The organism is Spirillospora sp. NPDC048824 (genome assembly GCF_043198455.1).
Classification (GTDB): domain Bacteria; phylum Actinomycetota; class Actinomycetes; order Streptosporangiales; family Streptosporangiaceae; genus Spirillospora.
On record NZ_JBICUS010000002.1, the window covers coordinates 193,251 to 216,704 of the forward strand.

General features: G+C 73.4%; 19 protein-coding genes. 8 read left to right on the forward strand and 11 right to left on the reverse strand.

The annotated features are described in order from the left end of the window. Nucleotides 1-35: 35 nt before the first annotated feature. The 8 genes from ACGFIS_RS04395 to ACGFIS_RS04430 are packed head-to-tail and all read right to left on the reverse strand — an operon-like array spanning nt 36 to nt 7,700. Nucleotides 36-1,031 (reverse strand): glycosyltransferase family 2 protein, encoded by a 996-nt coding sequence (locus ACGFIS_RS04395; protein WP_392969501.1) that lies wholly within the window; start codon nt 1,029-1,031, stop codon nt 36-38. Continuing rightward, a complete protein-coding gene (locus ACGFIS_RS04400) occupies nt 1,028-2,275 on the reverse strand; it encodes a glycosyltransferase family 4 protein (protein WP_392969504.1) in 1,248 nt (415 codons plus the stop codon). Before ACGFIS_RS04400 ends, ACGFIS_RS04395 begins: the two co-directional genes overlap by 4 nt. Next, nucleotides 2,272-3,573 (reverse strand): lipopolysaccharide biosynthesis protein, encoded by a 1,302-nt coding sequence (locus ACGFIS_RS04405; protein WP_392900655.1) that lies wholly within the window; start codon nt 3,571-3,573, stop codon nt 2,272-2,274. Before ACGFIS_RS04405 ends, ACGFIS_RS04400 begins: the two co-directional genes overlap by 4 nt. Further along, on the reverse strand, nt 3,570-4,325 hold the full coding sequence (locus ACGFIS_RS04410; protein ID WP_392969507.1) for an NTP transferase domain-containing protein: 756 nt from the start codon (nt 4,323-4,325) through the stop codon (nt 3,570-3,572). The genes ACGFIS_RS04405 and ACGFIS_RS04410 overlap by 4 nt, the downstream gene beginning before the upstream one ends. Continuing rightward, entirely contained in the window at nt 4,322-4,951 is a 630-nt protein-coding gene (locus ACGFIS_RS04415) for an HAD family hydrolase (RefSeq protein WP_392969510.1), read from the reverse strand. Before ACGFIS_RS04415 ends, ACGFIS_RS04410 begins: the two co-directional genes overlap by 4 nt. After that, nucleotides 4,948-6,162: a 2-phospho-L-lactate transferase CofD family protein gene (locus ACGFIS_RS04420; protein WP_392900646.1), complete on the reverse strand. Its 1,215-nt coding sequence runs from the start codon at nt 6,160-6,162 to the stop codon at nt 4,948-4,950. Before ACGFIS_RS04420 ends, ACGFIS_RS04415 begins: the two co-directional genes overlap by 4 nt. Further along, a complete protein-coding gene (locus ACGFIS_RS04425; protein ID WP_392900643.1) occupies nt 6,159-6,956 on the reverse strand; it encodes a glycosyltransferase family 2 protein in 798 nt (265 codons plus the stop codon). The genes ACGFIS_RS04420 and ACGFIS_RS04425 overlap by 4 nt, the downstream gene beginning before the upstream one ends. A gap of 15 nt (nt 6,957-6,971) precedes the next feature. Continuing rightward, nucleotides 6,972-7,700, reverse strand: coding sequence for a hypothetical protein (locus ACGFIS_RS04430; protein ID WP_392969513.1), 729 nt, complete (start codon nt 7,698-7,700; stop codon nt 6,972-6,974). Between the two features lie 280 nt (nt 7,701-7,980). Here ACGFIS_RS04430 and ACGFIS_RS04435 point away from each other — a divergent pair, with 280 nt between their 5' ends. The 5 genes from ACGFIS_RS04435 (at nt 7,981) to ACGFIS_RS04455 (ending at nt 16,518) form a co-directional block, all read left to right on the forward strand. Continuing rightward, nucleotides 7,981-9,525, forward strand: a complete 1,545-nt coding sequence (locus ACGFIS_RS04435; protein ID WP_392969516.1) for a TIGR02677 family protein — start codon at nt 7,981-7,983, stop codon at nt 9,523-9,525. Further along, nucleotides 9,522-10,685 (forward strand): TIGR02678 family protein, encoded by a 1,164-nt coding sequence (locus tag ACGFIS_RS04440; protein ID WP_392900634.1) that lies wholly within the window; start codon nt 9,522-9,524, stop codon nt 10,683-10,685. Before ACGFIS_RS04435 ends, ACGFIS_RS04440 begins: the two co-directional genes overlap by 4 nt. A 17-nt stretch (nt 10,686-10,702) precedes the next feature. Continuing rightward, the gene (locus tag ACGFIS_RS04445; RefSeq protein ID WP_392969519.1) at nt 10,703-14,758 is read left to right on the forward strand and encodes a TIGR02680 family protein; all 4,056 of its coding nucleotides are present in this window, start codon (nt 10,703-10,705) and stop codon (nt 14,756-14,758) included. After that, nucleotides 14,755-15,972, forward strand: a complete 1,218-nt coding sequence (locus ACGFIS_RS04450; protein WP_392900628.1) for a TIGR02679 family protein — start codon at nt 14,755-14,757, stop codon at nt 15,970-15,972. The genes ACGFIS_RS04445 and ACGFIS_RS04450 overlap by 4 nt, the downstream gene beginning before the upstream one ends. A gap of 78 nt (nt 15,973-16,050) precedes the next feature. Further along, the gene (locus ACGFIS_RS04455; protein WP_392900625.1) at nt 16,051-16,518 is read left to right on the forward strand and encodes a hypothetical protein; all 468 of its coding nucleotides are present in this window, start codon (nt 16,051-16,053) and stop codon (nt 16,516-16,518) included. A gap of 5 nt (nt 16,519-16,523) precedes the next feature. Here ACGFIS_RS04455 and ACGFIS_RS04460 read toward each other — a convergent pair whose 3' ends face one another. Both ACGFIS_RS04460 and ACGFIS_RS04465 read right to left on the reverse strand, forming a co-directional pair. Further along, on the reverse strand, nt 16,524-17,564 hold the full coding sequence (locus tag ACGFIS_RS04460; RefSeq protein ID WP_392969522.1) for a phosphotransferase: 1,041 nt from the start codon (nt 17,562-17,564) through the stop codon (nt 16,524-16,526). Then, on the reverse strand, nt 17,561-18,535 hold the full coding sequence (locus tag ACGFIS_RS04465; protein ID WP_392900620.1) for a hypothetical protein: 975 nt from the start codon (nt 18,533-18,535) through the stop codon (nt 17,561-17,563). Before ACGFIS_RS04465 ends, ACGFIS_RS04460 begins: the two co-directional genes overlap by 4 nt. Before the next feature lie 165 nt (nt 18,536-18,700). Between ACGFIS_RS04465 and ACGFIS_RS04470 the strand changes: the two genes are divergently transcribed. The 3 genes from ACGFIS_RS04470 (at nt 18,701) to ACGFIS_RS04480 (ending at nt 21,792) form a co-directional block, all read left to right on the forward strand. Next, nucleotides 18,701-19,519, forward strand: coding sequence for an SAM-dependent methyltransferase (locus ACGFIS_RS04470; protein ID WP_392900619.1), 819 nt, complete (start codon nt 18,701-18,703; stop codon nt 19,517-19,519). Nucleotides 19,520-19,765: 246 nt separating this feature from the next. Further along, nucleotides 19,766-20,896, forward strand: coding sequence for an acyl-CoA dehydrogenase family protein (locus ACGFIS_RS04475; RefSeq protein WP_392900616.1), 1,131 nt, complete (start codon nt 19,766-19,768; stop codon nt 20,894-20,896). Then, nucleotides 20,893-21,792 (forward strand): acyl-CoA dehydrogenase family protein, encoded by a 900-nt coding sequence (locus ACGFIS_RS04480; protein ID WP_392969525.1) that lies wholly within the window; start codon nt 20,893-20,895, stop codon nt 21,790-21,792. Before ACGFIS_RS04475 ends, ACGFIS_RS04480 begins: the two co-directional genes overlap by 4 nt. On the opposite strand, the gene ACGFIS_RS04485 is transcribed toward ACGFIS_RS04480, so the two are convergent. Next, the gene (locus ACGFIS_RS04485; RefSeq protein WP_392900610.1) at nt 21,776-23,356 is read right to left on the reverse strand and encodes a FadD3 family acyl-CoA ligase; all 1,581 of its coding nucleotides are present in this window, start codon (nt 23,354-23,356) and stop codon (nt 21,776-21,778) included. The two genes, ACGFIS_RS04480 and ACGFIS_RS04485, sit on opposite strands and share 17 nt — an antisense overlap. Between the last annotated feature and the right edge of the window lie 98 nt (nt 23,357-23,454).

Here is a 23,454-nt window from a genome sequence, read left to right on the forward strand (position 1 = left end):
CGAGAACGGATCGGCCTCGCCTTCGGGCGGGGCCGTCACCACGTCTCCGGGGAGGGCGGGGGCCGCCGCAGGCCCGGGAGGAGGCGGAGGGACCCGAAGGCCAGTCCGGAGACCAGCACCACGTGGACCGCGAGGTGCACCGCCACGAAGTAGGCGGTGAACGCGGGCCCGCGGTGCCGGTGGACGAAGCGCAGCAGGCCCGGGTCGGCGGCGGCGAAGCAGACCAGCAGGGCGAAGGGCAGCGCGACGAGTGCCGGGTGCAGCAGGCCCAGCGGCAGGGAGGCCATCGCCAGCGCGCACGCGAGGATGCCGGCGGGACGGTTGGCGTGCTCCGGCTGCCCGCCGCCGCGCCTGGACGCGGTGAGCGCGAGCGGAATGAGCGGGACTGCCCGGCGCCACTGCTCGGCGAGGATCGGCAGCAGGCGGCTCGCGTCGTCGTGGCGCCCCCGCACCTCGTCGGTGAGGACGACGCGGCACGTGCCCGCGAGCCGGCCGCCGTATTCGACGTCCTCGCAGTCGCGCAGCGTCTCGTCGAACCCGCCCACGGCGCGCAGCACGTCGCGGCGGATGGCGGCGAGCGCGAACACGACGCCGGTGACGTCGCCGAGATGGCGGCGGCGCCAGTACGCGGCGTGCAGGACGCGGTACCACTCGGCCGGCCCGTCGTCGATGAGGGGCTCGGGTTCGTAGACGCCCTGGACGCATCCGCATTCCGCATCGCCTTCCAGGATCCGCAGCGCGTTCGCCACCGCGTCGGGGCGCAGTTCCACGTCGGAGTCGAGGAAGAACACGACGTCCCCCGTGGTGGCGCCGACGCCCGCGTTCCGGGCGGCCGAGACGCCGCGGTTCACGGGCAGCCGCACGACACGGCAGCCGAGCCCCGCCGCGATCGCGGCGGAGTCGTCGCCGCTCGCGTCGTCGACCACGACGATCTCGTCCGGGCGGCGCGTCTGGGCCAGCACCGCCTCCAGGCACGGCCGCAGCGTCTTCGCCGCGTTGTAGCAGGGGACGATCAGCGAGACGGTCGTCATGGCCGGCCGCCCAGCGCCGCGCGGTAGACGTCGAGGGTCTCGCGAGCCGTCCGCGCCCAGCTCAGCCGTTCCCGGACGAGCCGTTCCCCATGCTCGGCGAGCGCCGCCCGGAGCTCCGGGCCGGTCAGCACACCGGTGACGGCGTCGGCGATGGCGTCCGGGCCGGTGCCGTCGATGAAGCGTGCCGCGGACCGGTCGGCGTCGCCGAGGAAGACCCGGGAGAACCCGGCGCCGAGGACCGTCGGCTTGCCCATCGCCATCGATTCGGTCGCGACCAGGCCGAACGGCTCGAAGAGGGAGGGGAACACGCAGGCGTCGGCCATCTCGTAGTACTCCAGCAGCGCCCGCCCGCCGACGAACCCGCCGGAGGTGAGGACGTGCCCGTGCAGTCCCGTCTCGGCGACGATGCGCGCGACCACCGCGTCGTCTCCCTCCCCGACGAGCACCAGGCGCACCCCGGGGACGTCCTTGCGGATGCTCCGCATCGCCTCCAGCAGCTCGTAGATCCCCTTCTGCCGTTCGAGGCGTCCGACGAAGAGGAGAACCGGGTCCTGCGCCGGGATCGCGAGGCGTGCCCGCAGGGCGGCGGCGCCGAGGCGCAGTTCGTCCCGGTCGAGCGCGGTGTCGGCGAGGACCTGCTCGAACGTGCCGCCCAGGCACACGACGTCGATCGGCGTGCGGTCCCAGCCGGCGGCGGTCAACTGGTCGCGCACCTCCGGGGTGGGGACGACGACACGCCGCGCGACCCGGGCCAGCCACCGCTCGACCGCCGCGAACACGTTCAGCGGATCGGTGATGCTGCGCTGCGGGGCCACCCCGTACTCGGTGGTGTGGACGTGGAGCACGACCGGCAGCCGCAGCACGTAGTGGCAGAGCAGCCCGCACAGGAAGTTCGTCGTGTCGTGGACGGCGACCAGGTCGGGCCGCTCGTCCGGGCCGAGGCGCCGCAACCGCAGGAAGTACCGCCAGTTGCTCACCACGACGTTCAGGGTGAGCAGCAGGAACTCGATCCCGCGGGTGCGGTTGAGCCGCCGCCGGCGGCCGACCGCGCCGAGGACGCGGCCGGACGGCCGGTACACGGTGACCGTTCCGCTCCCGTGGTGCACGGGCTGCCGGCCGTCGTTCAGCGTGCACACGGCGAGCCGGTGCTCGCGCGCCAGATGCGGCGTGATCAGCTCGGCGTACCGGCCGAGCCCGGTGGCGACGCTCGGCGGGAACTGGTTGACGATGTACGCGATCCTCACCGCTGCGCCTCCACGCGTTCGGTTTCCGCCGCTTGCGCGGCGTGCCGCCGGGATGGGCCCGGCGGCCGGTACGTCCTGGCCGCGGCGGCGCCCACCACCGCCACGAGGACCGCGTTGCCCAGCGCGAAGCCGGCCAGCGCCCCGGTCAGCCCCCACCAGGCGGTGCACGCCGCCAGGCAGGCGAGCGCGGCGGGCGTGCCGGCCGCGAGGCAGCGGACCAGGAGCCGCGCGCCCCGCACTCCGTCCATGGACAGGGCGACGGAGTACAGGTTGAAGACGGTGTGCACGCCGATGCCCGCCGATGACAGCGCCATCAGCCCGAGCGAGTACGGGTACCCGCCGCCCAGCAGGACGAAGAACACGGTGCTCGCCGCGAACGACACGGCCGCCGTCCCCGCCGCGACCAGCGGCGCGATCCGCGCGATGCGCCGCATCACGGCCGGTTTCTCCGCCACCGCCAGGGCCGGCAGCAGCACCAGTCCGATCCCGTCGGTGAACAGCACGCCGAGCAGCCGTTTGGGGAAGCCGTTGTAGACGGAGTACACGCCGACGTCCCCCTTCCCCGCCCAGTGGTTCAGGAAGATCACGTCGATCCCGAAAAGGACGCCGGTCAGCGCGGCGATCACGGTCATGTAGGCGCCGAGCCGGTACTGCGAGCGCGCCGGCGTCCACGACCACGAACGCGGGACGATCCCCAGGCTCGGCACCGCCACCAGGACGAAGACGACGTTCGTGGCGATCAGCGCGAGAAGGTAGACCTCGGCGTCGCGGATGCCGAGGACCAGCAGGCAGAACGACGAACCGGCCAGGTACGCCACGGCGACGGCCAGCTTCAGGGTGGCCACGAACGCGTACCGCTTCAGCCCGCGCAGGAGGCCGTCGGTCAGCTGGTTCAACGCCAGAGACAGCCCGAGCGCGAACGAGAAGCACAGCGTCCGGGCGTCGACGCCCACCGGAACGGCGAGGACCGGGGAGAGCAGGGCCCCGGCCGCGGTGAGGCCGCCGCCGAGCGCCAGCGTGGACAGGAACGCCGTCGCCACCAGGGCCGGACGGTCCGCGGGCTCGGCGCGCGGCAACTCCTGGAGCATCACGTAGTGCAGGCTCATCAGCATGCCCACGGCGACGATCAGCGCGATCGTCAGGACCAGGGTGAAGTGCCCGAACTCCCGCGGGCCCGCGCCCCGGGCGATGACGAGCGTGGTGCCCGCGGCCGTGCCGCTGGCCAGGCCGCTCAGCAGCGTCGGCCCGGCCGCCCATCCGTGCCCGCCGAGCAGCGACCCCGCCCGCGCGAACTTCACCCCGCACGCCCCGCGTGGACCCGCCGGGCGAACGCCAGGTCCTCCGCGGTGTTGATGCCGCGCGCTTCGTCCGGATCGTCCACGTGCACCGGGTTGACGTCGCGGCCGCGGACCTGCGACAGGTAGGCGAGGAACGGCAGGAAGTTGACCTCTCCGGTCACCGTGCCCCGGGCGGCGCCGGCGAGGTAGTCCCGCCAGGCCGTTTCGAGCCCGTCCGTTCCCAGGCAGAACACGCCGACGTCGCTGAGCCCGCCGGGACGGCAGTCGTCGCCCTCGCGGGACTGCCGTACCCGCAGCAGCCGGCCGCCCGCGAGCTCGTACTCGACGTACGGATCGGGCATCGGCACGAGCGGAACGGTGAGGCCCGGCACCCGCAGGTGGGCGTCCACGACGCGGCGCACCGTCGTCTCGGACAGGTTCGCCTGGTCGCCCCAGACCACCAGGATCCCGTCATGGGACTCCCAGTACCCGGAGGCCCCGAAAACGGCGTCGCCCATACCGGTCGGCTCGTGCTGGACGCTCACGGACACGGTGCCGCGGCCGATGTCGCCGGCGGCCAGGCGCCGGAACGGCCCCTCCGCCTCGGGCGCCACGATCACGTGGACGTGGCCGGTGGACGGCCGCAGCCGGCGGTGCAGCAGATGCCACACGGTGACGCCGTCGGCGACCTCCAGCATGATCTTCGGAACGTCCAGTCCGAGGCGCGTCCCGCGTCCCGCCGCCGGGATCACCGCGCAGACCGAGCCGGTCACCGCCGGGCCGCCATGTCGGCGAGGGCCGCGAGGTCGTCGAGTCCGCCCACGGAGACGGCGCCCGGGGCGGCCTCGGCCGCGTGCACCTGGTACGTCACCAGCCCGGCTCCGACTGCGGAGGCGACCCCGTGGACGGAGTCCTCCACGGCCGCCGCATCGGCCCGCCCGATGCCCCACCGTTCGCAGGCGTGCAGGTAGAACGCCGGATCCGGTTTGCTCACCGGGACGTCGTCGCCGGTGAGGACGCCGCGGAAGCACCCGTCCAGCGAGCAGGCCGCCAGCACCCGCTCCACCGAGCCGCGGCTGCCGCTCGTCACCAGGTACACGGGGTGACCGCGCCGGGCCAGCACCGCGAGGAACCGGTGCGCCCCCGGGAACACCGCCACCTTCCCCGCGTCGACGTGGGCGCGGTAGTGCCGCCGCTTGCTCCGGATCAGCCGCCCGGCGTCATCGGCGCCGAGCCCCAGGACGGCCGCGACCTCGTCGGTGCCCGCCCCCGCATGGTCGTCGTACCGGAACGAGCCCAGCAGGTCGGGGGCGATCTCCGCGAGTGCGGCGCGGAAGGCCGCGTCGTGGGCGGGGGCGGAGTCGACGAGCGTCCCGTCCAGGTCACAGAGCCAGATCATCCGGCCTCCTCCAGCGGCGTTTCGGCGGGAATGCCCGCCAGGGCGGTGAGGACGTCCACGGTGCGCCGCCCGCTGTGCGTCCCCGGACGCGCGGAGTCCTCCAGGTCCGCGCTGATCCACCGGGCCCTCGCCCGCGCGCCGCCCTCCGGAACGTCCACCGGCACCGCCGGGACGCCCGCCGCCGCGTTCTCATGGCACAGGACATGGGTGACGGTCCGCCGCTCGTTGAACGGGTCGCCGAGGTGGAGCAGTGCGCGGCCGACATGCCCCGACGCGCTCAGCCCCCGGACGTCGTGGTCCTCCCGGATGTTGACGACCAGCACCTTCGCCGCGGCGCGGCTCGCCGCGACGGCGTCCGCGACGCCCGGCGTCAGGTAGCTCGGAAACAGCGACGAATGCGGGGTGCCGGGCCCGTACACGATCAGGCGGGCGTCCCGGATCGCCTCCAGCGCCTCCGGGTTCGGCGACACCTCGGCGCGGCGTCCGGCCAGGACCCGCCGCAGCCGCCCGGTGGGCATCGCCTCCAGCTCGTCTCGGTCGCGGACCGGCTCGCGGAGCAGGAACAGGCCGGTGATCGGCGACGGGTCCTGCGGCGCGACGATCTCCGCCTCGTCCGCCAGCAGCCGCCCGTCCTCCTTGAGCGCCACCAGGTGGGCGTTCTCACCGCCGGTCACGTTCAGCATCCGCACCGGGGACCCGAACGTCCGGGCGCACGAGCGGACCGCCGCGTTGAAGTCCTCCCCCAGCCGCAGGTAGGCGCCGGCGAACACCAGGTTGCCGAGCGCGCAGTCGGCGAGGTCGAAGCGTCCGGCGCCGGCGCCGAGGCGGTCCAGGAAGACCGCCAGGTCCCGGGCGATCGCCAGGCGCGGCCGCCGGGGCAGCGCATGGCATCCCTCGACGAGGTCGACGGCGAGCCCGTCGACGAGCTCGGCGAGATCGCGGGGCGTCGTCCCGTCCGGGAGGCGGTGCTCCAGGACGGAGGCCAGCGCCGCCTGCTCCGGATGGCGGGGGTCCAGATGCAGCAGGAGGTTCTTGCGGAAGTCCGACGGCCCGAGCATCCCCGGCAGGTAGCGGCGGAGCGCGCCGGTGGACATCCCGTTGTCATAGCCGTTGATCAGCAGGGACAGCCGGATGCCGGGCGTGCGCAGCAGCCGGCGGGCGATCGCGGCGCCGCCCCGCCCGCCGCTGAACATCGCGACCGCGGTGGTCACCGGGCCTCCCCGGCGGCCCGCCGCTCCGGCTCGACGGCGGACGGGGCGCGCAGCACGCCCCGCCGCTGCAGCCAGTGCCGGTAGCCGAGGTAGCCGACGAGCAGCGCCCGGTCGCGGGCGCCGCGCCAGTACCGCCAGCCGCGTCCGCCGCCGGCCCGCGCCCGGTGCTCGATCGGGATCTCCACCCAGGTGCGGCCGAGTTCGACGACCCGGGCGGTGATCTCGGTCGAGCAGTTCATCCCGCCGGCCTCCAGCGGCAGCGCGCGCAGCAGCGGGCCGTGCACCAGCTTGAAGATCGAGTTGAAGTCGCGGTAGCGGGTGCGGTGCAGCACGTTGCTGACCGCGCCGCTCGCCGCCGAGCCCCACCGGTAGGCGGCGCCGTCGGCCTTCCGGATCCGGGCGCCGGAGAAGGCCGTCCCCTCCCCGGCCCGGACGGGTCCGAGGAACCGGTCGAGGTTGGCGATCGGGAACTGGCCGTCTGAGTCCAGGAGCAGCACCCACTCCATCCGCGTGTGCGCGATCGCGGCGCGGATCGCGGCGCCCGCCCCCCGGTTGCGGTCGAACCGCACGACGACCAGTTCGGGGCAGTCCCGGCGCAGCTCCTCCAGGATGTCCCCGGTCGCGTCGGTGCTGCCGTCGTCGCAGACGACGATCTCCCATGCGGCGATCGCCGTGTCGCGTTCCAGGTAGGTCCGCCATTCGGTCACCGCCGCGGCGATGTTCTCCGCCTCGTTGTAGGCGGGCGCCGCCACGGAGATCTCGATGGCGGCGGACGCGTCCCCGTACGTAGGCATGGTGTCCCTTCCCGCTCAGGTACGGACCCGTCCGGTGCCGAGCAGGCGCCCGATCCAGCGGTCCAGAGGCAGCAGGTTGAACCCGGCGATGATCGGAAGATGGGCCAGTGCGAAGACGACCGTCGCGCCGAACGAGATCGGGCCGCCGGTGATCAGGTTGATGTGCGGGGCGTCGATCTCCTGCGGGATGCCGATCGGGTTGACGACGTACCACATGAGGTCGAGGAAGCCGGAGAAGATGATGAGGATTCCGGTGAAGACGACCTTCAGGCACCGTCCGGGCGTCCCGCCGCCGAGCCGGTACGCGGCGGCGATGGTGAGTACGACGCCCGGATAGAGCAGCAGGTAGAGATGGGTGTAGAAACTGTCGCCGTGTGCCCGTTCGCCGTCCAGATAGTAGAAGCCGCTGATCCGCGGAACGAGGTAGCCGGTAAAGAAGAGGAACGGCGCGTACAGCACCCAATGGGGAAGCTTGGACGGCCAGGGGAACAGCGCGATTCCGCAGGCCAGGCAACCGAAGACGAGCAGCTTGACCGGCAGTTCCCACACCGCCCCGATCTCGCGGCCATGGGGCAGGAACAGCCACACGGCCGATGCGCCGGTCACTCCGGCGGCAAAGGCGATCCACCACAGGTGAGCGCCCCACCGGCCCGGTGGGGCCTGCACCTCGTCATCGCCCGCCGAGCCCGGCCCACCGTCGCCGGATGGCGCCTCAGAGAGCGACGCCCCGCCACTTACGGTCATTGCCCGACACCTTTCCCACGGCATCACGCGAAGGCGGACACCGAGCCCAGTGATCCCATTTTCGACTAGTCATGGGAGCGCTCCCATACCGCACGAACGTGACGGCGGCCATTATTTTTGGGAGCGCTTCCAGTAGATTGGACGGCGTCTATTCATGTCAAGGCGAAACCCGAAAACAGGGCCCCAGGGCCCAGGCCCGCCCGGCGGCCGGATGCGGGCACGGCGTCCCGGCCGTACCGGATCGGCCCTCTCACTCCCGACGAGGCGTCAGAATGGTGCGGTGACGGATCTGGACTCGGGGGCTGACGGACCGCAGCCGTTCGCCCATCTCAGCACTCCGAACGCGGCGCTCTACCGGACGGTGCTGCTGTCGTTCGCGAGGGCCAAGGAGCGGTTCATCGTCCATCTGCGTCCCGAGGACGTGGCCGCCGAGCTGCGCCGCGACAGCGACGAGCAGCTCGCGCAGACGCTGGACAAGCTGGTCGAGTGGGGCAACCTGCGGGCCGACGCCGACACCGGGCGCGTCACCACCGTCGAGGACTTCCACCGCAAGCGGTTCCTGTTCCAGCTCACCGCGGCGGGGCAGGCGGCCGAGCAGGCCATCGCGTTCTACGAGGAGGCGATCGGGCGCCGGGGCGTGCTGCAGTCGGTGGCACTCACCGACATCGCCGGGCATCTCGCGGCCCTGTCGGCGCTGGCGGACGAGGACGACCCCGACCCGGGCAAGGTCCATCTGCTGCTGCTGACGCTGGCCGAGCGGTTCTCCTCGCTCGCCGACAACGCGCAGGCGTTCATGGCATCGCTGCGCAGGGCGATCGACTTCTCCGACGGCGACGTCGAGGGCTTCATCGCCTACAAGGAACGCCTGATCGACTACATCAACCGGTTCATCGCCGACCTCGCCAACTCGGGGGCGCGGATCGCGGCGCTGCTGGACGAGGTGGAGTCGCGGGGCCATGAGCGGCTGCTGACCCTCGCCGCCCGGCGGGAGGCGTCCGACGCGGTCCCGGCGGGGACCGACGCCGCCGAGGCGTTCGCGCGTGCCGAGGCGGGCGCGCTGGAGTCGTGGCGCAACCGGTGGCGGGGGCTGCGGGACTGGTTCGTGTCCGCGGGGACCGGGCGCCCGTCGCAGGCGAGGCTGCTGCGGCAGTCGGCGGTGACGGCGATCAAGCAGCTCGTCGACACGGTCGGGCTGCTCAACGAGCGTCGTTCGGGCCGTTCGGACCGGTCGGCCGACTTCCGGGCGCTGGCCCGCTGGTTCTCCGAGGCCCCGGACGACGCGGCGATGCACCGGCTGTGGCGGGCGGCGTTCGGGCTGACCCCGGCGCGGCACCTCACCGTCACCGCCGCGACCGTGGCGGCCTGGGAGGACGAGGCGCCGCAGGGCGTGCCGTGGGCGGAGGCGCCGCCGGTGCGGATCTCCCCGCAGCTGCGCCGCACCGGCTCCTACGAGCGGCGCGGCAAGCCGAACCGGGTGCGGGACCGGACGGAGATGCGCCGGCTGCTGCGCGAGCAGACCGACCGGGAGGCGGCCGAGACGGCGGCGGCGCGGGCGCGGCTGCGCACCGGCGGCCCCGTCCTGCTGTCCGAGCTGGGCGTCCTGGACCCGAAGGCGTTCCGGCTGTTCCTGGCACTGCTGGGCGACGCGCTCGCGGCGCGGCTGCCGGGCGACACCGAGGTGAAGGCCATCACGGGCGACGGGTCGATGGAGGTGCGGCTGTCGCTCGTCCCGGACAGCGGTGAGGTGCGGATCGTGACCGAGGACGGCGTCCTCACGGGACCCGAGCACCTCATCGAGATCACCGACCTGGTGGGGAGCCTGTGAACGACGAGGATGCGGCGCGGCGGCGGGCCGCGTTGCGGACGTTGCTGCGGCGCCCGCTGCTGACCGCCGAGTCCGACCCGCAGGACCTCGTGCTCGTCCGCCGGCACCAGGCGGAGCTGCGCGACTGGCTGAGCCGGGAGACGGGATGGCGGCTGCAGGTGGACGCCGAGACGGCCCGGCTGTTCAAGACGGCGCCGACGCTGGACGACGGGACGCATCCGGCGCGTGGCAAGGCCGGGGAGCCGTTCGGCCGCCGCCGCTACGTCGTGCTGTGCCTGGCGCTGGCGGTGCTGGAACGCGCCGACGCGCAGACCACGCTCGGCAGGCTGGCCGAGGAGGTCCTGAACGCGGCCGCCGAACCCGACCTGGCTTTCCCGTTCACACTGGACGGCCGGGCCGAGCGCGCCGACCTCGTCGCGGTGGTGCGGATGCTGCTCGGCTGGGGTGTGCTGCGGCGGGTGTCGGGTGACGAGGAGTCCTACCTGTCGGCGACCGGGGACGTCCTGTACGACGTGCGCCGGGTCGTCCTCGCGGCGTTGCTCACCGGGGTGCGCGGCCCGTCGACGGTGACCGCGGCGGGGTTCGAGGACAGGCTCGCCGAACTCACCGACGAACCCGTGCCCGACACCGACGACCTGCGCAACCGGGCGCTGCGGCGCAGCCTGACCCGGCGGCTGCTGGACGACCCGGTCGTCTACTACGAGGACCTCGACGACACCGAACGCGCCTATCTGGTATCGCAGCGCGCCGCGATCACCCGCCGGATCGAAGAGGCGGCCGGCCTGGTCCCCGAGCTGCGGGCCGAGGGCGTCGCGATGGTCGACCCGGACGACGAGCTGACCGATGTGCGGATGCCCGAGCAGCGCACCGACGGGCATGTGACACTGCTGGTCGCCGAGTACCTGGCCGGCCGGGCCGAGGCCGGATGGGACGAGCTGGCCGCTTTCGTCCGGGACGCGGCGGCGCGGCACACGTCGTACTGGCGCAAGGGCGTCACGGAGCCGGGCGCCGAGAAGGAGCTTCTGGCCGTCGCGCTCGGGAAGCTGGCGGCGCTGCGGCTGGTGGAGGTGCTGCCGGACCGGGTCCGGGCACGTCCGGCGATCGCGCGCTATGCCGTGGAGGAACCGACCATCCGCGAGACGAGGAAGGCCGTGCAGTGAGCCGGGAGTCGACTTCGGTGCCCGTTCCGACGTCCGAGCGCTGGAAGCCGCTGCGCGCCGGGCTCGTCGACATGTTCTACTACGACGTCGAGGAGTTCCGGTTCCATGACGGGCGGCTGCTGCTGCGCGGCAACAACGGCACCGGGAAGTCGAAGGTGCTGGCGCTGACGCTGCCGTTCCTGCTGGACGGCGAGCTGTCCCCGCACCGGGTCGAGCCGGACGGCGACCGGCAGAAGCGGATGGAGTGGAACCTGCTGCTCGGCGGCAAGCACCCGCATCCGGAGAGGCTCGGCTACACGTGGCTGGAGTTCGGGCGCGTCCACCCGGACGGGACGCACGAGTACCGGACGCTGGGCTGCGGGCTGAAGGCGGTGAAGGACCGCGGCATCGTCCGGCACTGGTTCTTCGTCACCACGCGCCGCATCGGCGTCGACCTCGCCCTGGTCTCGGAGGGCGGCGTGTCGCTGACGAGGGAGAAGCTGCGTGAGGCCGTGGACGGCCACGGCATGGTCTACGACCGGGCGACCGACTACCGGCGGGCCGTGGACGAGGCGCTGTTCGGGCTGGGCGAGCACCGCTACGAGGCCCTGGTCAACCTGCTGATCCAGCTCAGGCAGCCGCAGCTGTCGAAGAAGCCGGACGAGCGGCTGCTGTCGCGTGCGCTGACCGAGGCGCTGCCGCCGCTCAGCCCCGCCCTGATCACGACGGTGGCGGAGGCGTTCCGGGGCCTGGACGAGGAACGGGACGCGCTGCGTGCCCTGGAGGAGGCGCACAAGGCCGCCACCGACTTCCTCGGGCACTACGTCCGGTATGCCCGGATCGCCGCGAAAAGGAAGGCCGCCGGGCCGCGCCTCACGCAGAGCAAGTACGAGCATCTGAACCGGGACCTCACCGAGGCGGAGGCGCGGTTCGCCGCAGCGGAGACCGACCTCGCGGAGACCGGCCGGCTGCTGGCCGATCTGGCTGCGGACAAGATCCGGCTTGACGCGCGCCGGCAAGCCCTGGAGGCCAGCCCGGAGATGCGCGACGCCAAGCGCATCGAGGAGATGGGCGAGGAGGCGCGACGCCGCGACGCGTACGCGACGCGCCTCGAACGCGACCGCGACGGCCTGTCCGGCGAGGCCGCGCGCAAGCAGTCCCGGGCCGAGACGACACGGACGCGGGCGGATGAGGCCGATGCGTCCTTCGGCACCGTCCGAGACCGTTCGGCGGCACTGGCGTCGGCCGCCGGATGCGGGTCCGCCCACGCGGAGGCCATGGCGGGCTGGGAGACCGATCCCGCCGGGGCGCGCCGCGTCACCGGTGCGCTGGCCGACGACCGGTCCCGCGCCCTCGCCGAACTGGACCGGCTGATGGCCGCGGTCACCGCCGCGCGGGCCCGGCTGGAGACCGCGACCGCCGAAGCGGAACGCCTGCGCGGCGAGTTGCAGGCGGCGGCCGAGCGGATCAGCGCGGCAGAGGCGCAGACCCGGGCCGGCGCGGCGGAACTGCTGGAGGAATACGTCGCCTACCTGGCGGGTCTGGCCGAGATCCGGATGGACGACCCGGACGCGGTGCTGGCGAAGCTGGACGAATGGGCCCAGACCGCCGAGGGACGCAACCCGGCCGCGACCGCCGTGGACGACGCCGCCCGCGAGGCCACGGCGGCGCTCGGCGGCCGGGTCGCCGACGCGGAGTCGCGGCTGCGGGCCGAACACGCGGCCGAGACCTCGCTGCTGGAGGAGATCGAGCGGCTGGAGTCGGGCGGGCACGACGTCCCGCCCGCCCCGTACACGCGCATCGCCTCCCGCGAAGGCCGGCCGGGCGCTCCGCTGTGGAAGGTCGTCGACTTCACCGACGCCGTGCCGGACGACCACCGGGCCGGGCTGGAGGCCGCGCTGGAGGCGTCCGGCGTCCTGGACGCCTGGGTGACGCCGGACGGCACGCTCCTCAGCGCGGACGACACGTTCGTACTGACCGGCGAGCCCGTCCAGGGGCCGGCGTGCACGCTGCTGCTGCGTCCCGCGATCGACCGCGCCGACCCCGGAGCCGCCGCACTGTCCGACGACGCGGTGCACGCCGTCCTCGCCGGGCTGGGCCTCGGCCCGGGGGCGCGGACCTGGGTCGCGGTGGACGGCCGCTGGGCGAACGGCGTCCTCGGCGGCTCCTGGCACAAGGTCAGCGCCGACTTCATCGGGGAGGGCGCCCGCGAGGCGGCCCGCCGCACCCGCATCGCCCGGCTCCGCGCCGACCTCGCCGAGACCCGGTCCCGGATCGCGGCACTCGGCACGGAACTGGACGGGCTGGCGGAACGCCGGAAGGCGCTGACCGGCGAGCACCGGGCCGTCCCCCGCGACACCGCACTGCGCGAGGCCCACGTCCGGCTCGCCGGGGAGCACCGCAGGAGGCGGGAACTGGACGGTGAGCACACGAGCGCGCAGGAGATCGTGACACGCCGCCGCGCCGAGGTCACGGACGCGGCGGAACGGGCCGCCGAGTTCGCCTCCGACGTCGGCCTTCCGGACGGCGAACCAGAACTCGCGCGCGTGCGCGAGGCGGTCGGCGGCTACCGGCTGGCACTGGCCGAGCTATGGCCCGCCGCGCAGTCCCTGCTGTCGGCGCGGGAGGCGGCCCGGGACGCGGCCGAGGAGCTGACGCACGTCCGGGAGCGGCTCGGCGAGGCGGCGGAACGGGCCGCGGAGGCGCGCGGGCAGGCCGACGCCGCCGCCGAGGAGCACCGGGCGCTGCTGGAGACGGCGGGAGCCGCCGTCGACGAGCTGTTCCGGCGGCTGGAGGAGGTCAAGCAGTCGCTCGACGACCGGGACGGCGCCGAATCCCGGGCACGCGACCGGGAACGGTCGGCGCTGGAAGAGCGCGGCAAGGCCGAAGGGGCCCGCGACGGGCTGCACGAGCAGATCACCGAGGCGGCCGAGGTCCGGGACAAGGCGGTGGCGGAGTTCCGCGCGTTCGCCGCCACCGGCCTGCTGCCCGTCGCGCTGCCGGATCTCGACGTCCCCGACCCGTCCGAGGAGTGGGCGGCCAGCCGCGCCGTCCTCCTGGCCCGCGCCGTCAACACCGAACTCGACACGGTCGACGACGGCGACGGCCCGTGGGACCGCGTCCAGAAGAAGGTCACCGAGGAGCACAAGCTGCTGTCGGACGCGATGTCCCGGCATGGGCACTCGGTCGGCCTCACCCTCCGCGAAGGGATCATGGTCGTGGACGTGCTGTTCCAGGGCCGTACCCGCGACGTCCCCGGCCTGGCGGACGCGCTCGATGCGGAGACCGGGCACCGGGCGCACCTGCTGTCGGCCCGCGAACGGGAGATCCTGGAGAACCACCTGCTGAACGAGGTCGCCGGCACCCTCCAGGAGCTCATCGCCGCAGCCGAGGACGAGGTGCGCGAGATGAACACCGAACTGACGTCCCGCCCCACCTCCACCGGTATGCGGCTGCGGCTCGTCTGGAAGCCCGCGCGGGACGCTCCCGAGGGGCTCGACCGCGTCCGGGAGAAGCTGCGGCAGACCATCGACGCCTGGTCGGTCGACGACCGCGCCGCCGTCGGCCGGTTCCTGCAGGAGCAGATCGCCCGCGAGCACGCCGACAACCCGGCGTCCGGCTGGACCGAGCAGCTCACCCGCGCGCTGGACTACCGGTCCTGGCACGCGTTCACGATCCAGCGCCTCCAGGACGGCCAGTGGCGTCCCGCGACCGGCCCGGCGTCCGGCGGCGAACGCGTCCTCGCGGCCTCGGTCCCCCTGTTCGCCGCCGCGTCCGCGCACTACAAGTCGGCGGGCAACCCTCACGCGCCCCGCCTGGTCGCCCTGGACGAGGCGTTCGCGGGGGTGGACGACGACTCCCGCGCCAAATGCCTCGGCCTCCTCGCCACCTTCGACATGGACGTCGTCATGACGAGCGAACGCGAATGGGGCTGCTACCCGCAGGTGCCGGGCCTGTCCATCTGCCAGCTGTCGCGCCGGGACGGCATCGACGCCGTCCTGGTGACCCCGTGGCGATGGGACGGCCGCGAACGCACCCGCGCCGACCTGCCCGAACCCGAGCCCGCGTCCGGGCAGGCGGACATCTTCGGATGACGGACGACCGCCTGCGGCGCCTGCTGGGCGGGCCGGACACCGCCTGGCTCGTCCAGCGCGTCCGCTCCCGCCTGGAACGTGGCGGCTCCCCCACCGGCAAGGTCACCCTGCCCGAGGCGACCCCGTCCCAGCGGCGCGCGATCGAACTCCTCCTGGGCCGCCGCGCCGGTACCGGGACGTCCCTGTCGGTGTCGCTGGACGAGGTCGACCGCGTCCTGCGCACCAGCGGCGCGTCCCCGCACGGCCTCGCCGCAGCCGTCGAGTTCTTGGACGGCCCCGTCCGCGACCTGACCCGGGAGAACGCCGAGACCGCCGCCGCCTGGGCCTCGGCCTTCACCCCACTGGACGAGGCCGTCGCCTCCCGTCCCGAACTGGCCGAGTGGCGCGCCTGGCTGGACGCGACCGGCCTGGTCCGCCGCCTGACTTCCGGCCCCGCCGAAGCGGCCGAGATCCTCCATCACCTCGCAGCCGTGGTGAGGCGCCTCCCCTCCCCCGACATCCCCCTCGGCCGGTTCGCCGCGGAAACCGGCGGACACGCCCACGCCCTGGACGACGGCCCGCTCGCCACCCTCGCCCTCTCGTCCGCCCGCGCCCTCACCGGGCTCCCTTTCCCCTCTGACGGGGGCGCCGAGTCACGCCGCGAAACCTGGGCCATGGTCGGCGTGCATCTGGACGAACTGTCCTCCACCGTCCTGTGCCTCGGCCTCCTCGGCGATGCGGACACCCCCACCGGCAGAATGCTCGCCGCGATGCACGGCGAACCCGTGTCGCTCACCCTGCGCCAACTGCGCCGGCACGCCGCCCCCATGCGAAGCACCTTGGTCCGCATCTGCGAGAACCCCGTCGTAGTGGCCGCCGCAGCCGACGCCCTGGGACGGGACTGCCCTCCCCTGGTCTGCTGCAATGGCCGTCCATCCACAGCCGTGTGGCGCCTCCTGGAACTCCTCGCCGAAGGCGGCGCCGAGTTCGCCTACCACGGCGACTTCGACTGGGGCGGCGTGGCGATCGCCGCCGCCGTCCACGACCGCATCGGCTGGCGCTCCTGGCGCTACGACGCGGCCGCCTACCGCAAGGCGACCTCGGACACCCCCCTCACCGGCCGCCCGACCCCCACCCCCTGGGACCCGCCCCTGGCCACGGCGATGAAGGACCGCGCAGTCCGCGTGGAGGAAGAACAGGTCCTCACCGACCTCCTCACCGACCTGGCCTCCTGACTACGGAGCTCGACGTTGCGCCGGGACCGGTCCCGGGCGGGATGCGCGACATTGGCCTTGTCAACGGAAAGGAATCCCATGGCCCGGCCACCGCTCCTCGCCACCCTTGCCCTGCTCCCCGCTGCCGCGATGACGCTCGCGGCGTGCGGGAGCGACGACGCGAACCCCTCGGCGGCCAGGACGACTGCGTCCGCCAGTGCCACGCCGGCGGCCACGACCTCCGCGCCGCCCCCACCCCCCGCGGCCGAACCGCCGTCGATCGCCACGGCAGCGGACGGGAGGAAGCTGTCCGCCTGCAAGGACGGCGAATGCGAGGTCATCGTCGAGGAAGGGGACGTGCTCCGGTTCGGCGACGCGGTTCAGGCCGAGCCGGAGATCGACCGGCTGACGGTCGTCGGCATGGGCGAGGCAGGCCCGGTACTCGCGCTCCCCTCCGGCATGACCACCACCGCCAACGGCGGCATCGAGATCAACGGCGGGCTCAGCATCGAAAGCGGCGTGCCTGAGAAGGGCCGTGTCGCGATCAGGATCTCCCGGATCGGCTAGCCGGTTCAGGCGGTGAGGGTCAGGGACTCCAGGTCGCGGGCGTGGTGGGCGTGGCGGGTGGTCATGGTGCGGAACATCTCGTCGCCGCGGTCGGTTCGTTCGACGATCATGGAGGCGCCGATCGCCATGACGATGCCGTGGAAGGCGTGGCGGCGGTAGGCGTTCCAGCAGTCGTCCCAGGTGAGGGTGACGCCGCGGGCGGTGAGGGCCCGGTGGTAGCGCTCGACGAGTGCGTGTTCGTGGGTGCGGCGGGACTCGGTGGGGAGGCTGGAGCCGAGGAGGTAGGCGAGGTCGGCCGGACCCGGGCCGTAGGCGCAGGTCTGCCAGTCCAGGACGGCGGTGCGCGGCCCGCCGAACAGGAGGTTGTCGGCGCGGAAGTCGCCGTGGAAGAGGGTGGACGGGCCTTCCCGGTCGGCCAGGTAGGCGCCGATCGAGGGGAGGAAGTCCTCGATCAGGGTGACGACGCCGGGGTCCAGGTCGGCGGCGTAGCGTTCCTTGAAGCCGTCGTACAGGCCGGTGACCATCGCGGCGGTGAAGGCGGCCGAGTCGGCGTCGTGGCGGTTGAGCCAGGGCAGGGCGGCGAGCGCGGGGTCGTCCCAGCCGGCGGCGTGCAGCGCGGCCATCTCGTCGATCGCGCCGGCGGCGTCCTCGGGGGTGATGCCGGCGAGCTGGTCGCCCGGCAGCGCGGGCGCGAGGTCCTCCAGGAGGACGGCGTACTCGTCCGGTTCGGGGTCGTAGGCGGCGAAGTAGCAGGCAGGGATGCCCGCGTCGAGACGGCCGGCGATCTCGGCGTAGAAGCTCGACTCGACCTCGTAGGTGCGGATGGCGCGGGCGGCGGCGCGGCTGGACGGGTCGGCGGCGGGGACCTTGGCGACCATGGTGGCCGGGAGGTCCGTGGGGCCGGCGTAGGTGAGGAAGAGGCGGAGGCTGTCGGACACCTGGCCGGTGCCGACGGGCTCGGTGCGGACGGCGGTGACCTTCGTGGCGAGGGCGTCGCTCAGCCAGGACGCCGTCAGGTCGCCGGCGCCGGAGACCGGTCGGGTCATGGGTTCTCCTGGACGAGATGGGACCAGCCGTGGTCCTGCCAGCCGGGGGGTTGGTGCCATTCCGTCCAGCCGTGGCCGGTGCGGCCGTCCTCGGTGTCGAAGCGGCACAGGGCGCGGGGAAAACGGGCGGGGCGGCCGTCGGGCGAGGTGACCGCGACGGGCGCGAAGGCCACCGGGGTCACGGTCGTGGGGGCGCCGGGGAAGCGCAGGCCGGAGCGGGCGGGCAGGCCGCCGGCGAAGGTCGTCTCGGCGGAGAAGCCGTCGCGGTGCTCGATCTCGCCGCCCGGCGGGACGGCGAAGCACGGCCAGGGGATCGGGAAGCCGATGTTGGCCTGCATGCCGTGGACGAAGGTGCCGTCGCCGAGGCGGCCGGACGTCCAGAGCCAGGACACCTTCCACCAGTCGCGTTCGCCCCAGCTGTGGTCGCGTTCCCCGTGGGCGTCGATCGCGAAGGTCTCGCCGCCGGCCGTGACGGTGCCGGAGACGGTGCACGGGATCTCGTAGCGCGGGATGTCCTTGTAGGGGTAGGCACCGCTGACCGTGTCCCATCGCAGGTCGAAGGTGAGGGGGGTCGTTTCGGCGGCGCCGTGCTCGCCGTAGGCGGCCGCGGGGTCGGGGAGTACCGAGGCCGTCGCGTCCAGGGTGATGAGGGCCGGGCCGAAGGGCTCGGTGATCCGCTGGGTCGCCGTGTAGGCGTCGGCGCGGACGTCGGCCGTGCCGGGCCCGGGGAGCGGTGCGTCGTTGTCGGCGACGAGGATGAGCGGACGGCCGGGGCGGACCAGCGCGGCCCAGTACCAGGCGCGGTCCCAGTTCGGGTACAGGCCGAGCCGCACGTAGCCCGCGATGGAGCCGTCCGGCGCGGCGAAGTCGAAGTAGTACGACTCGTTCCACAGCAGTTCCGGGCCAGGGTCGTGCAGGTCCTCGTCGACGGGTTCCAGGTGCCAGGTGCCGTGCTCGATGATCTTCGCCATGACCCCTCCGGCACACCCGAATCGGATTCTAGATCGCGATCCTAGCCCCGGTCCGGCCGCTTCGGCAGGGGTGCCGGCCGGAAGACTGCGCATCCGACGGAAAGTCAGCACGGCGGAAAGTATGATCACCCACAGACCGCGACAATCTCGGCATTGGAGGGTCCCATGGCCGGGCAGCCACAGATCGACTCGTCCGTCCCGCATTCGGCGCGCATCTGGAACTACTGGTTGGACGGCAAGGAGAACTACCCCGTCGACCGGGAGGTCGGCGACGAGTTCCTGCGGATCTTCCCGGGGCAGGCGGACATCGCCCGGCACTCGCGGGCCTTCCTCGGCCGCGCCGTCCGGTATCTGGCGGGCGAGGCCGGTATCCGGCAGTTCCTCGATGTGGGCACCGGGCTGCCGACGGTCGACAACACGCACGAGGTCGCGCAGCGGGCCGCGCCGGACGCGCGGATCGTGTACGTCGACAACGACCCGCTCGTCCTCACCCATGCCCGCGCGCTGCTCACCTCCTCGCCGGAGGGCGCCACCTCCTACATCGACGCCGACATCCGCGAGCCGGACGTGATCCTGGCCAAGGCCGCCGAGACGCTCGACTTCGGCCGCCCGGTCGCGCTGCTGCTGCTCGGCATCCTCGGGCACCTCACCGACGAGGAGGACCCGGAGGGCGTCCTCGCCCGGCTGGTGGCGCCGCTCGCGCCGGGCAGCCACGTGGTGATCAACGACGGCACCAACGTCTTCGGGATGCCGGGGGGGGACGGTGTGGACGACACCGCCCGCGCCCGCGCGATCGCCCGCTACGTCGAGGCGGGCGGCGTCGCCTACAACCTGCGCTCCCCCGACCGGATCGCCGGCTTCTTCACCGGCATGGACCTGGTGGAGCCGGGGGTCGTCACCGTGTCCCGATGGCGCACCGAGCCGTCCCCGTTCGCCGAACCACCCGAGCTCGACGCCTTCTGCGGCGTGGCGAGGATCCGCTAGCCCCCGAGCGGACGATCACGAAAGTCACTACATCGACGGCCACGGCCGCGCCGGTGACGGCACCGTGGACGTCCCGTCCACCCATCGGGAGGCGGTCGCGGTCGCCTCGGCGCGGTGATCGGGCGCGGCAGGTGACGCCGCATTCCCGGGGAACGCCGGCGGATCCGACTGGGCGGGACGCCGTGGCGGCGGCGGGCGGGAGAACCGTTACTCTACCAAACAGTTGTTAGAAAGAAGGGAGGCGAGATGGATCTCGAGTTCGGGCCGGCGGACGAGGCGTTCCGCGCCGAGGTGCGGGCATGGCTGCGCGAGCACGTCCCGGCGGAACCGCTGCCGTCGCTGGAGACCGAGGAGGGCTTCGCCGCGCACCGGGAGTGGGAGCGGGCGCTCGGCGCGGCACGGCTCGGGGTGGTCTCGTGGCCCGAGGAGTACGGCGGGCGCGGCGTCTCCGTCCTGCAGTGGCTGGTCTTCGAGGAGGAGTACTACGCGGCGGGCGCGCCGGGGCGGGTCAGCCAGAACGGCATCAACCTCCTCGCGCCGACGCTGCTGAAGCACGGCACGCCGGAGCAGCTCACCCGGATCCTGCCGCCGATGGCCGCCGGGGAGGTCATCTGGGCGCAGGCGTGGTCGGAGCCCGGCGCGGGCAGCGACCTGGCGGCGCTGCGCTCGACCGCCACCCGGACGGACGGCGGCTGGCTGCTGAACGGGCAGAAGACGTGGAGTTCCCGGGCGGCGTTCGCCGACCGCGGTTTCGGGCTGTTCCGCTCCGACCCGGAGTCGGCGCGGCACAAGGGGCTGACGTACCTGATGTTCCCGCTGGACGCGGAGGGCGTGACGGTCCGTCCGATCGGGCGGCTGGACGGCAAGCCCGCGTTCGCCGAACTGTTCCTCGACAAGGTGTTCGTCCCCGACGAGGACGTCATCGGGGCGGCCGGGGACGGGTGGCGCGTCGCGATGGCCACCGCCGGCAACGAGCGCGGCCTCACGCTGCGCAGCCCCGGCCGGTTCACGGCCGCGGCCGGGCGGCTCGTCGAGCTGTGGCGGGAGCGCGCCGACCCGTCCGACACGGCGCTGCGCGACCGGGTCGCCGACATCTGGATCAGGTCGCGGGCCTACCGGCTCAAGGGCTTCGAGACGATCTCGCGGAGCGAGGACGTCGGGTCCGAGTCGAGCCTCAACAAGATCTACTGGTCGGAGCTGGACGTGGCGCTGCACGAGACGGCCCTCGACCTGCTCGGCGCGGACGGCGAGCTGGAGTCGGAGTGGCTGGAGAACTACGTGTTCTCGCTCGCCGGCCCGATATACGCGGGCACCAACGAGATCCAGCGCAACGTGATCGCCGAGCGGCTGCTCGGCCTGCCGAGGGGGTCCCGGTGAAGTTCGTTCTCTCCGCCGAGCAGCGGATGTTCGGCGAGACCCTGCGCAAGCTCCTCGCCGAGGCCGGTACCGCCAAGATCGTCCGCGCCTGGGCCGCGGGGGACACCGGTCCGGGGTGCGCGCTGTGGTCGTCGGTCGCCGAGGCCGGCGTGTTCGCGGTGGCCGTCCCCGAGACGCACGGCGGCGCCGGCCTCCTGCCGGTCGAGCTGGTCGTCGCCGTCGAGGAGCTGGGACGCGCCGCCGCGCCCGGCCCCTACGTCGAGACACTCGCCGCCGCCGAACTGCTGGGCGACTCCCCCTGGCTCTCCCGGATCGCGGAAGGGGAGGCGATCGTGTCGATGGCCGTCCCGCACGCGCTGGACGCCGACGTCGCCGACCTGGTCCTCACCGCGGACGGCACCGAACGCGAGACCGGAGAGCGCCTCACCTCCCTCGACCCGGCCCGGCGGCTCTTCCGCGTCGAGGGCGGCGGCGGGTTCACCGGATTCGGTGCGCTGCTGTGCGCGGCGCAGCAGGTCGGGGTCGGGCAGGCGCTGCTGGACGTGTCCGTGGAATACGCCAAGACGCGTGAGCAGTTCGGCCGCCCGATCGGCGAATACCAGGCGATCAAGCACCATCTGGCGAGCGCGCTGGTCGAGCTGGAGTTCGCCCGCCCGCTCCTGTACGGGGCGGCGCTGTCATACGGGACGCCGGACTTCGCGCGGGACGTGTCGGCCGCGAAGGCCGCCGCGTCCGAGGCGTCCTACGGGCTGGCGAAGACCGCCCTGCAGGTGCACGGCGCGATCGGCTACACCGACGAGTACGACCCGTCGCTGTGGATCCGCAAGGCGCGGGCCCTGTACTCGGCGTGGGGCTCACCGTCCGAGCACAGGGCGCGCGTCATGTCCGGTCTGTGAGTTCCGCCGCGTCTTTGAGCTCGACGCGGCGGACCTTGCCGGACGCGGTCTTCGGGAGGTCGTCCACGAAGACGATCTCCCGGGGGACCTTGAAGTTGGCGAGCAGTTCCCGGCAGTGCGCGATGAGGTCCTCGGCCGTGGCCTCCCGCTCCGGGCGCAGCCGGACGTAGGCGCGGCCCACCTCGCCCATCCGGGCGTCGGGGACGCCGACGACACCGGACTCGGCGACGGCGTCGTGGCGTGCGAGGACGTCCTCGACCTCGGCCGGGTACACGTTGAACCCGCCGACGACGAACATCTCCTTCGTCCGGCCGGTGATGGCGAGGTTGCCGCGCTCGTCCAGGCGTCCGCGGTCGCCGGTGTCGAGCCAGCCGTCGCGGACGGCCTCGGCCGTGGCCTCCGGGTCGTCCAGGTACCCGGCCATCACGTTGTAGCCGCGGACGAGGACCTCGCCGTCCGTGCCCGCCGGGACCCGCTCGCCCTTCTCGTCGACGATGGCGACCTCGACGTCCGCGATCGGCCTGCCGCAGGTGGTGGCTATGGTCTCGGCGTCGTCGTCCAGCGAGCACGCGGTCACCGTGCCGGACGACTCCGTCAGCCCGTACGCGGTGACGACCTGCGGGAACAGTTCGGCCTTGATCCGCTGCACCAGCGCGACGGGCACGTCCGCCGCGCCGGTCACGGCCAGCCGCAGGGACGACAGGTCGCGCTCGTCGCGGCCGGGGGCGTCCAGCAGCGACGTGTAGATCGTCGGCGGGCCGGGCAGGACGGTGATCTTCTCCTGCTCGATCAGCCGCAGTGTCTCCGGGACGTCGAAGGTCCGCTGGAGCACCATCGTGGCGCCTTTCAGCACGCACGCCAGCACGCCCGCCTTGTAGCCGAACGAGTGGAACATCGGGTTGACGATGAGGTACCGGTCGCCGGCCCTGACGCCCGTCCGTCCCGTCCACGCGTTGTAGGTGCGGACGTTCTGCTCGTGGGTGCACATGACGCCCTTGGGACGCCCGGTCGTCCCGGACGTGAACAGGATGTCGGCGACGTCCCCGGGCTTGACGGCCGCCGCCCGGGCGTCGGCCTCCTCTTCCGAGGCGGCCCTGCCCGCGAACTCGTCCCAGGTGATGACGCCCGGCCGCGCCGCCCCGTTGAACGTGACGACCGCCTCCAGTTCGGGCAACCCGGGGATCGTGCCCGCCTCGTCCAGGCCGAGCATGGCCGGGTAGTCGATGCCGAGGAACCCGTCCTCGACGAACAGCATCTTCACCTGCGCCTTGGACAGCGGCCACCGGGCCTCGTCCCCCTTGAACCGGGTGTTGAGCGGCACGAGCGTCGCCCCCGCACCCAGGGCGCCCAGCACGGTGACGATCCACGACAGGCTGTTCGGCGCCCAGATCGCGATGCGGTCCCCCGGCCCGACGCCGGCGCCGATGAACGCGCCCGTCGCCTCGCGCACCCGATTCCGCAACTCCGCGTAGGTCACCCGGACGTCTCCGTCCACGACGGCCTCCATGTCCGGAGACTCCTCGGCGGCCCGCGCCAGCACTCCCGCGATCGTCAGCTCGCTCATAACCCTCCATAGTGGCCACCGCGCGCCCGTATGGGCCACACCGTCCCGCTCATCGGTACCGCCCCGGCGGACCATCCGGCGGCTGGGGCCGGACCCGG